This is a genomic window from Flavihumibacter sp. CACIAM 22H1, assembly GCF_001601815.1.
GTDB lineage: Bacteria > Bacteroidota > Bacteroidia > Chitinophagales > Chitinophagaceae > Flavihumibacter.
On record NZ_LUKG01000004.1, the window covers coordinates 1 to 10,041 of the forward strand.

Here is a 10,041-nt window from a genome sequence, read left to right on the forward strand (position 1 = left end):
TGTTATAATAAAAACTAGAGAGCAGAAGTTCTTAACAAAAAGCACGCTGACGAAAAACATATTTCCGCTTGCGTTTTTTTATTAACCGATAAAAAAATACTCCTGATAGTTTCAAACTTACATTTTTCTCGAAAATGTCTATTTAAAAATAAAACTATCAATTACAATCCCTCTGTCATAAATCTTATTCAACAAGGGTTCTCCCAAATCATCATAATAATACCAAACGCCGTTTCTTAAAGGGTGATAATAGCTACTGACTTTAATAGTAGTTTTAGATCGAGTTGCATCAATAGCATAATAATAGCTCTTTAATAAATCTAATGAATTCACATACGAGCCCTTCTCAATAAGTATAGAATCTTTATTAAAGCATTCTACATTCATCTTACCCTTGCAATCAAACAAATAAATCTTTATGGATTTGCCTTGATCAAGTTTCGTAAACAAGGTATCCCTACATTTCCCCTGTGGAATAAACGTGTAGCTATACTCCTGCAGCCTAATTCTATACCTCATCTGGTCTGGATGATACTGGATCAAAGCCATAAATAAAGAGGCTATAAAAATTTTACTAAAAAACATTATCAGGTTTGCTTTATTTATCAAACTTTATTTTCGTTCCTGAATCTGACACTTGATTAGGAGTCTTATCTGCTTGTATTACTGTGGCTCTCCCATTAACAAATTTTATAGCTTTATTCTTTGTTTTACCTTTTAGCAAATTTATCATGTTAACTATTGCAATGTTTACCTGACGCCTTGCTTCTACAGCTTCTACAGCTTCTGCTGTTGTCGTCTCCGATCCAATAACCTGGGTTACAGAGATTGTGACCGTTTCTATTTTACTATCAGGATGCATCAGCTTCTTAGCGATAGTAGTTAGCTGTTCCGTAAGTTCATCACCTAAGCTTCCAGCTTGATTAAAGGGTAGCGTTCCAACATAATAATTATTAGCTCCTTTAAATCCCTTTATAATCGTGCCAGTAGGAACTGGGGGCGGAGGTGGAACAGGACGAAACTGTTTGATAACGTCAAATCCCTCATATTTTTCATCAGTATAGGAATCTGATTCGGATGCCAAATATTGTCCATCCGAAAACTCAACCCCAAAACGGATTATACTTAGGTTCATTGACCGATTCTTTTTGACCGCTATTCAAAACATCTAACTCTCTTCGACTTAACGCTTGTTTTCTTCCATATGAAATCAATTGCCCTTTGCTGCTAATATTTCGAACTAAGACTTTGTGATTGGGTGATATTTTTTGCCCACTACTTGTAACCAGTTGCATATTTACAACCTGATTAAGCTCTTTATCATTTATAAATTTGAGTGTAGTTTATTCAAGCTGGTTAAACCGATTATAATAATTTGTAACGACATATTCTTCCAATCCATCTATGTCTATTGCCTGTACCGGAGTATTACCCGCAAACTGATATGGCGTGTACCAAGGATACGATTTTGCCAACGGATCCACGCTTAAAAACCTACCGAGTCTTGGATCATAAACCCTAAATCCATAATCCTGCTGATTCCCCGTTCCTTTTACCTCATTGTCATTTTCTATTCCATTAAATCCATAGCTGTATACGCCCGAACCGGATTTTACTAACGTTGTACAAGCGGCTTACACCGGCTTTTGCTCAAAGAACTGCTCCCAAGATAGTCGCTTTTTTCTTTCAATGGAAGTTTTCTAGTTGAACTTAATTGAAAAAAGATAATTAATTGTGGCCGTATTGTAAGGGTATATCGGCGCTTTATCCTGTTCCAATAAGCGCTTTGGGTGCAGCTATTCAGGTGGAGTGTTACCAGGCTTATTGGTGCGGGGTAAAGCGCCGGCACTACCGCCGAGATCTATTCTACCGCTGATCAGCGGCGGCATATTGTTTTTGTTGATTTGTATTCCTGCTGGTGGTGGCTATAACTAAGCTGCTGCTCCGTGTTCCCGCGCCCTCTACATGGTCCCGCCGGTGCCGTGACAGGAGGGGCACTTACCACTGGATTGCACCTAAGCAGCGCCACGAAGGAACGTCTAAGGCCGCTGGCTACTTAGTCGTTTCGCCGGAGCGGTAGCGGAGGCAACGTGGAAATTCCGCGCAATCACGTCAAAACAAGACTCGCCTACAAATAATAAAAAAAGCCGTTGTTTTTTCAGCGGCTGGTGTTACTTATAGAATGTACACCTAAGCGGAATCGAAAAAACAGACTAGGCCAAGAGCACCTTGCTAAATTTCAATTACTCACTTCCTCTTAAATATTCTTACAATGCACCAGATTATAACTGGCAACCACCACCACCCCCAAATAAAATAGTTTTTATATTTTAGATATTCGTCGTCCTCAGGGCTATACCCCCCACTTTTAATCTTATCAAGCGAATCAAATAAAATATTATACAAAACAATAAATCCCATTAAATAACTTATTGCCACAATAACAATCAATAATATTTTTATTCTAATCATCATAACGACTATTGTTGTTCAGCATTATTCTGCTGAGGCTTGAGTTCCCCATACTTTCCCCTGAAATATTCCCGCCATTGCTCAGCAAACTTTAATCCTGTTTCATTTGCTTTTATATCATTCTTATCCCATCCTATATCATCTATAAACCAGCTAGCAATCTCATCCATAAAAAGTTCCTTAGATAAACCCAAAGCTTTTCCTATAGAAATCCCTTTTGTATATCCATGAGTAGCGCTAAATGTAAAATGAAGGAGTTTATCATAACCTGTGTTATCATCTCTTCGAACTATATTTTCATAAGCATGAAAAATAGACGCTCCCTTCCCACCATCAAAATTATTCTCATTATCAAGAAGATTTTTTATCGCCAAAAACCCTCCCGTAATTGCAGCAGGTTCACTCTTAGAGCTTCCCCTTAATTCTTCAATTTTATTATCAATTAGAAAGCTGCCAAATTCTTCATAATAGTTATCAGGAAAGTTGCCGTTAAATCGCTTTTTGTCCGTAATTAATTTGTTCAGTGCTTTATCAACAATAGGTTCACGAGATTCCGGCTCTAAAAACTGAGTAACAGCCTGCCTACTAGCATTTCTTTCATTTATTGTATACCCTATAGAATGTGGAAGTTGTTTACCCGCTTGATTTACGTCCTTAGAAGTTACATTCTTTAATAATAAGTTACCCGTCTGTTCATCAACTATATAATTATATGACCATTTTTCCGCACCATCTAAATCAACATTCTTAATTGGGCTACCTTAAGCAAACGCATACGTACTATTCCAGGGGTATGATTTAAACAATGGATCAACACTCAGGAACCTCCCCAACCTCGGATCGTAGATTCTCATCCCATAATCCTGCTGATTGCCGGTTCCTTTTACTTCGTTGTCATTTTTTTTTCCGTTAAATCCATACCGATACACACCCGAACCGGATTTTACCCCAGCTGTACAAGGCCGCTTACACCGGCTTTTTACTCAAAGAACTACTACCAAGATAGCGGCTTTTTTCTTTCAACGGAAGCTTTTTCAGTTGAACTCAGTTGAAAAAAAAGAAAATCAGTTGTGGACGTGTTGGAAGGGTGTATCGGCGCTTTATCCCGTACCAATAAGCGCTTTGGGTGCGGCTATTAGTGAAGTTGTTACCAGGCTTATTGGTGCGGGGTAAAGGGCAAGCCAACGCCGGTACAACTGCTGGGCATTATACTACCGCTGATCGGCGGCGGCAGTGGGTTTGGATAAAAAAGGACCGTAGCCCTATTAGGGTTAGCGAGCAGGTTGTTGGTATAACCACTGCTGGTAGGCAAGCAACGCTTCAGCAATACTGCTTCCTTTAGCAATGACGTGGTGACCGTGCGCTGCCATAAAAACGGCTTCTTCAGCCGGCTTTACTTCCATGATCGTATACTGATTACCCGTAGCATTGGTAACAGCGGATGGGATAATGTAGTACTGTTGACGCATAGCCCTTGCAGTTAGTAGCATCGCTGTTCCTATTGCGGTTGGTTATTTTACCTGGAAGCGTTGCTCCGTGTTATTACTGCTGGTGGCTATTTACCAGGGCTGATCCGTGATCCCGCGCCCCCCGCGCCATGGCCCCGCCGTTGGCGAGCCGGGAGTGCGCAGCGATAGCGGAGCACGAAGGCACGGCTAAGGCCTCTGGCGCCATATTGTTCGCCGTAGCGATAGCGGAGGCAACGCTCAACAGATAAAGGGCGGCGGGGCCGCGCAGGGGGCGCACATAAAGGTGGTGGAGGCCCCGCAGACGGGCAGGTGCCAGGGCGATAGGGTGATGGCTATTTATCGGCGTGGTATGGTTCGCCACTGCTCCTGTACGGATGCAATGGGGCCGGGGTGCCGGACGGTCGGGATGTGAGCAAAATTGTTAAAGGAGCAGGAGGAGAAGTGAGAATATTTGAAATAAATATTGGAAAAAATGGATTAATTGGTACACCAACAAAACAGTTAGCTGATAATGGCATGCATAGATATGTTGAAGTATCAATAGGGAATGAAGTAAGAATTTATGATAACTTTCATCCTGATGGAATTCTGAAGAACGATTATATTAAGGAGATTGGAGGAATTATTAATGGTAGAATCATAGAGGGGGAGGAATTAATTAAAAGTGCTAAACTGATAAAATAATGAGTAGAAAAGAAGTGACAAATCATTTTTTGAAGTTTGTTAAGGCTGTTATTAGTAGGCCAGGAATGTTTTTGGTTAACAATGTTGAAGATCTCACACTGATTATTTTTGGGTATAAAACCGGCATTTCTTATCACATGGAGGACTACGTTTTTATTGACGAAATGATGAATGAATTTAAAAAATATATAAATATTCATTTTAAGACCAATGAAGACATTGAATGGGCGCGGTTAATAAGATTTCACTGTGTTAGTGATGCTGCAACACTAGATTTTTTTAACTTTAAGTTTAATGAGTTTATTTCTGAGTTTGAGAAGTGATTTGAAATTCCGATAAATCCAAATACGTTATTCTGCTTCAAATTGACATATTTTGTGTTTTAATAGAGTTCATCAGTTTATTAGGATGTTGGTTGACTGGCTTATGCTAGCTATCAGATACCAGATATAAGGCCAATTTATCCGATTAAAATGAGTAAACTTTATTGAAAGGGATAAATCATTTACCAAAAAAAAGTATGATACACATTTTAAATAAGGATTTTGTTGAAATATCCAACAGAATAATAGCGGAAAACAAAATATTGGAAGAGTGGGTTTTTGATCGAATCCGATGATATGTTTCAGCAAGGTAAATATATTGGTGGGTTTGATGTGTCAGCTTGCCGATATTTCGGTCAGTTTAAAATTATAGTTTTTAGTTCGGACTCATAGTAAATTCAGACATATCAATAATTAAATGGTTGGCTGAAATAACCCAGGTGATTCTTTGTTTTTGCAACGGCTTCCAGTATCAGATCTCTTGGGTCGCCGCGGAAATTTGTATCAAAGATATTGTGCAGTACACTAATATCTCCGTTTGAAATAACCAGCGCGCTCCTTGCTATTTGCAGCGGTGAAATATTCAATCGCTCATCACCCAGTAAAGCCGCTAATAATTTTTCTGCCTTCGCTTTTTCGGCTGGATTCGTAAATAGCTGATTCAGTTTACTATAAATATCGGCAGGTAACCAGTTGTTTAATTGAAGTTTATCTTTACTCGATTGTATTGTTTCCGTTAAATAATTCGCCACCGCTTCCCGACCCTTTGCAATCTTTTCTTTTAAGCGTATTAACAAAGCTGTCCAGGACTGTTGGTTGGCCGTATCCATTTCCGCAACAATATGCTCAGCTTTGGATATTTCCCGGAGTGCTTCTTGGTAGTTTCCTGCCTGCAGCTGTAGATGGATAAAATCAAAACATTTATGTGCCCCAGTGCCCCATTCTATTTGATTTTTAAACCTGCTTTGCCCCAGGAAATTTTTCTTGCAGGATTCGAGTATTTCCTTACTTGTTCGGGTTTGGTTAAAGAATGGAATAGCATATTTTTCCAACTGCTTTAACACTTCTGCATAACTTATTCCTGCTTCTTCGGCGGTGCCGGCATTCGACCAGGTATCCATCTTCCCATTTGTTACCATTTTTCCAAGCCTGTTGCCGGGCCATAGTGTTAGGTGGCTTTCGTTGATACTAAATAATGGACGAATGGCTACATCAACCGCAAATGTGGCGGTATGTCGGTGCTGGTTCAACACGATGAATTGGAATACTTCTTCATGACTTAATCGCCCCAGAATAGTTTTGCTATAAGCTTTAAACCCATAAGGTAATAGCGCGGGTTCGATAAGGGACCTCCAGCCCTCAATGCTGTATTTTTTGCTCGCCGACATAATTTTTTAGATAGTATTTGGCAAAATACTGGTTAACGGATTCCTTTCATTTCATTTGCAATAGCCCGCGAGCCTGGATCCGGGCCTTTGGATAACTCCCCTATGATCGTATCTCTTTCCCTGTCAGTTCTGTTTTGGCTCAGTTTGAAGGTAGCCTGTATATCGTTGATTTCTACTTCAAATCCAACAATGCCCTTCAGCATATTGGATTTATAGTTCTCTGTCAAACCATCCCACTGTTGCTGATAACCGGCTTCAAAACGTTGGATAGTTTTATTCAGGAGGTTGAATTTTCCGGATTCATCTTCTATCAATCTTGTTTTTCCATAGGCATGTACGGCTATATAGTTCCAGGTAGGCACATTCTTTTCCTGTTCGTAGTTGCCGGGTGAAATATATGCGTTTGGTTCAGAAAAAATCACCAGGGTTGTTGAATTGAGCAAATGCTTTGCCTGGGCATTGGCTGTAGCGAAATGCGACAATAGCAGTAATTTATTATTTTTTTCCTCTATTATAAAAGGCAGGTGCGTTGCTATAGGTATACCATTGTCTGTATTAACAATGATGGCGAAAGGGTATTTCCGCATAAAGGAGAGCACCCTTGATCTATCCGTTTCTTCGAAGTACTTATTCGTATACATTATTCGGGATCTGCTATGAGATAATTATTTTTTCCTTCCGGTAAATATAATTTAAAATAACCCCGGACTAAAAATTAGCCGGGGTATTGTACTTATCTAACCACTGGAATATTGGTAAACAACTTATTTACAATTAGCCATTTTCCGTTTATTTTGGTAAGACTCAAAAGATCATAATAATTGAATCCCAGCATAGGTACATGAAGCTTTACCATGGCATTGTTTCCCAACAGTTCTATTCCAATTAGTTGCATACTGAATGTCTCCCCCAAATCAGATGGACTTTTCCTGTTTTTCACCCCTTGAAGGTAGGCTGTAAGTGTTTTGACATAGGGTTCGCCGTTTATATCGCCATATAATACGCAATCAGGATGAAATGCAGATGCTAATTTGACCGTATCGCCATAAAATATACCATGGAAATAATTTTCAATGACTCCCTGAATGTCTTGGCTGTTTTGTTCAAACATCTTTCCTGTATTTATTTTTTTTTAAGCCGGGTGTATAATTTCTTTGCCACTTCTTCGCTCGATTGTGGATTTTGCCCGGTAATGAGCTGGCCATCTTCTGCCACATAGGAAGACCAATCCGGGCCTTTTCGATAAATGGCTCCTCTTTCTTTCAGTTTGCTTTCCAGCGCAAAAGGTACAATATTGCTTAACTCAACAGCTTCCTCCTCTGAATTGCAGAAACTGGTTAGTTCTTTTCCACTTACGAGGTAGTTCCCGTTATTATCTTTCACGTTCACCAGGGCTGCCGACCCATGGCACACAAAAGCAATCGGTTTATTATTGTAATAGAAGGACTGAATCAGCTTAATTGAGTTGATATCATTTGCCAGATCCCACATGGGACCATGACCTCCGGGATAGAAAATTGCTGCATATTCAGCTTCCCTCACCTGTGTTAGTTTTTTAGTAGTGGCCAGCAGGTTTTGCGTAGCTGCATCAGCAAAGTATCTTTTGGTGGAGGCAGTTTGAAACGAGGGTTCGTTACTTTTTGGGTCAATTGGTGCCTGGCCGCCATTTGGCGTTGCTATCTCCACCTCTATTCCTTTATCAGTAAAATAATAATAGGGGGTGGCAAATTCTTCAATCCAGAAGCCAGTTGCATGGCCTGTCTTGCCCAGCTTATTATGAGAGGTTAGTACAAATAATACTTTTGTTTTTTTGTTTGGTTGGGCCTTACTGCTGAAGGCAGAAATGAGCAATACCGGGATTAACAAAAGCGGAAATAAGAATTTCATATAGGTATAATTTTAGCTGGTTGATTAATTAAACAGATGCCCGGCTACATGACCGCCATCCACATTAATAATTGCGCCTGTTATGAAATTGCTGGTTGCCAATGTGTAGGCCATATCCGCTATATCGGATGGCTCGCCGATGCGATGGAGTAAATGCAACCCGGCCAGGTCGTCTGAATTGGTTACGCCAATTTTTGTTTGTAACGGACTACGTATAATACCTGGCGCTATGCTGTTGATGCGGATGTTCTGCTTACCAAATTCTGCCGCTAACTGTTTGGTTAATGCATGTACGCCTCCTTTGCTAACAACGGGTGCCGTTGCAGGAAACCCTGCAATGGCATGGTCTACCAAAACAGTACCAATATTAATGATAGATCCCCCGCCATTTTTGAGCATTTCTTTGATAGCCGACTGGGACGCAAAAAATGTTCCTTTTAGATTTATTGCAAAGAAGTGGTCGAGTTCTTGCTCCTCTACATCCAGGAATGGTTTGGGTGCAAATACGCCGGCATTGTTGATAAGAACATCCACTGTACCGAAATATTTAATAGCTGTTCTTACTAATTCTTCACCCACTGATTTTTGGCTGATATCACCGGCTACCATTTTAGCCTGTACCGGCGATCCGAATTCCAGATACGTTTTTTCCAGGTTTTCCGGTGTAACTGAATTCATTACCACATTGTATCCCCTGTCCAAAAATAGCCGGGTAATTCTTTTTCCAATTCCGGTGCTGGCACCGGTTACGATTGCTGTTTTTTTGTTCATTTTAATACTTGTTTTTTTGTTTGCGTAATTCTGTCACCTGTTCTCCACCCAATCCCCAGTTATCTGTTTCCACTTCTCGAATAATAACATGGGTAAGTTTCGGGTCCTTGTTGAGTACCTCTCTTAGTAATTGGGTTACGCCGGTAATTAACGCTTGTTTTTCATCCTTTGTAACACCGTCACGGGTTATGTCAATTTGTACAAAAGGCATAGTTTATTTTTTGATAGCACAAAACTGCAACAGATCCTATTCGGTAAAAATGGACGTTTGGGTATTTGGCTTGTACTTTTAGGATATGTTTGATAGAACCGGGGAAAAGCGGTCGGATTGTGCCAGTAGCAGGTGTTTTTGTCCAGGTGAAAGAAACCGGCTTTTATTATTTTTATGACAGAATTCATAAAAATGAATAAGAAAGACCAACGCGCTCCGGTAATTGAGATCCGGCAACATTGCGATACAAAAGAGGTTAAAAGCATAAAAATTGCCGCCCTTACCGAACATAGCTGTACGGCTGTTGAATTTGAAGAAAACCACCGCCACCAGTATTATGAAATTGTATGGCTGAAAAGAGGAAGTGGGCTGCATACTATTGATATGGTCAATTACCGGTTTGAAGGATCAACATTATTCCTGCTTTCTCCCGGCCAAATGCATATTATAAAGCCCGATGAAAAGCCCGAGGGATATGTACTTAAATTCCTGCCTTCTCTTTTCAGGGATGCAAAGGATATGGACGAATACATCCTGAATACTACTTTGTTTGATAATATCCAGGTAGAGCCAATGTTAAAAGTATCGGCGGCGGCCCATACTGCTTTCGAAGACGTTTTTACAAAAATGGATGCCGAATTTAATGTAGATGAAGAAGATAAGGAGAAGATATTATTAGCCTATTTAAAAATATTAATTACCCATATAACCAGGCTCAGAAAAAATATAAGCACTAAGAATGATCTGAATGCTGACCTGCATCTGAAACTTTTTCAGGCCTATAAAATTCAGGTGGAAAAATTTTACAAACAACAGCATGGTGTGCAGTTTTATGC

Annotated in this window: 13 protein-coding genes and 1 pseudogene; 3 read left to right on the forward strand and 11 right to left on the reverse strand. The window is 40.0% G+C overall.

From position 1 onward, the window contains the following. Window positions 1-598: 598 nt before the first annotated feature. The 5 genes and pseudogenes from A1D16_RS01875 to A1D16_RS01885 all read right to left on the reverse strand — a co-directional run bounded on the left by A1D16_RS01875 (window position 599) and on the right by A1D16_RS01885 (window position 3,941). Window positions 599-1,135, reverse strand: coding sequence for a hypothetical protein (locus tag A1D16_RS01875; protein WP_290707211.1), 537 nt, complete (start codon window positions 1,133-1,135; stop codon window positions 599-601). A 208-nt stretch (window positions 1,136-1,343) separates the two neighbouring features. Further along, a pseudogene (locus A1D16_RS21665) lies at window positions 1,344-1,583 on the reverse strand (RHS repeat-associated core domain-containing protein); the annotation flags it as partial. Window positions 1,584-2,480: 897 nt separating this feature from the next. After that, the gene (locus tag A1D16_RS01880) at window positions 2,481-2,846 is read right to left on the reverse strand and encodes a hypothetical protein (protein ID WP_290707214.1); all 366 of its coding nucleotides are present in this window, start codon (window positions 2,844-2,846) and stop codon (window positions 2,481-2,483) included. Between the two features lie 387 nt (window positions 2,847-3,233). After that, entirely contained in the window at window positions 3,234-3,401 is a 168-nt protein-coding gene (locus tag A1D16_RS21670) for an RHS repeat-associated core domain-containing protein (RefSeq protein WP_366206318.1), read from the reverse strand. Between the two features lie 342 nt (window positions 3,402-3,743). Beyond that, complete coding sequence (locus A1D16_RS01885; RefSeq protein ID WP_290707216.1) at window positions 3,744-3,941, reverse strand: hypothetical protein; 198 nt, start codon at window positions 3,939-3,941, stop codon at window positions 3,744-3,746. A gap of 408 nt (window positions 3,942-4,349) precedes the next feature. On the opposite strand from A1D16_RS01885, the gene A1D16_RS01890 reads away from it, so the two are divergent. Both A1D16_RS01890 and A1D16_RS01895 read left to right on the forward strand, forming a co-directional pair. Next, complete coding sequence (locus A1D16_RS01890) at window positions 4,350-4,625, forward strand: papain fold toxin domain-containing protein (RefSeq protein ID WP_290707218.1); 276 nt, start codon at window positions 4,350-4,352, stop codon at window positions 4,623-4,625. Then, the gene (locus A1D16_RS01895; protein WP_290707220.1) at window positions 4,625-4,948 is read left to right on the forward strand and encodes a hypothetical protein; all 324 of its coding nucleotides are present in this window, start codon (window positions 4,625-4,627) and stop codon (window positions 4,946-4,948) included. The genes A1D16_RS01890 and A1D16_RS01895 overlap by 1 nt, the downstream gene beginning before the upstream one ends. A 407-nt stretch (window positions 4,949-5,355) precedes the next feature. Here the strand turns inward: A1D16_RS01895 and A1D16_RS01900 are convergent, their stop codons facing one another. From A1D16_RS01900 to A1D16_RS01925, 6 genes are all read right to left on the reverse strand, one after another. Beyond that, a complete protein-coding gene (locus tag A1D16_RS01900; RefSeq protein WP_290707222.1) occupies window positions 5,356-6,336 on the reverse strand; it encodes a hypothetical protein in 981 nt (326 codons plus the stop codon). A gap of 32 nt (window positions 6,337-6,368) precedes the next feature. Further along, window positions 6,369-6,977 carry an FMN-binding negative transcriptional regulator gene (locus tag A1D16_RS01905; protein ID WP_290707224.1) on the reverse strand — a complete coding sequence of 203 codons (609 nt, stop codon included), beginning with the start codon at window positions 6,975-6,977 and terminating at the stop codon, window positions 6,369-6,371. Between the two features lie 92 nt (window positions 6,978-7,069). Further along, a complete protein-coding gene (locus A1D16_RS01910) occupies window positions 7,070-7,447 on the reverse strand; it encodes a nuclear transport factor 2 family protein (RefSeq protein ID WP_290707227.1) in 378 nt (125 codons plus the stop codon). Between the two features lie 11 nt (window positions 7,448-7,458). After that, window positions 7,459-8,223, reverse strand: a complete 765-nt coding sequence (locus tag A1D16_RS01915) for a type 1 glutamine amidotransferase domain-containing protein (RefSeq protein WP_290707229.1) — start codon at window positions 8,221-8,223, stop codon at window positions 7,459-7,461. Window positions 8,224-8,247: 24 nt separating this feature from the next. Then, complete coding sequence (locus tag A1D16_RS01920; protein WP_290707231.1) at window positions 8,248-8,994, reverse strand: SDR family oxidoreductase; 747 nt, start codon at window positions 8,992-8,994, stop codon at window positions 8,248-8,250. Between the two features lies 1 nt (window position 8,995). Beyond that, window positions 8,996-9,205 (reverse strand): 4-oxalocrotonate tautomerase family protein, encoded by a 210-nt coding sequence (locus A1D16_RS01925; RefSeq protein ID WP_290707233.1) that lies wholly within the window; start codon window positions 9,203-9,205, stop codon window positions 8,996-8,998. A 174-nt stretch (window positions 9,206-9,379) separates the two neighbouring features. On the opposite strand from A1D16_RS01925, the gene A1D16_RS01930 reads away from it, so the two are divergent. Next, window positions 9,380-10,041: AraC family ligand binding domain-containing protein (locus A1D16_RS01930; protein ID WP_290707235.1), on the forward strand; the 662-nt coding region annotated here is incomplete at its 3' end.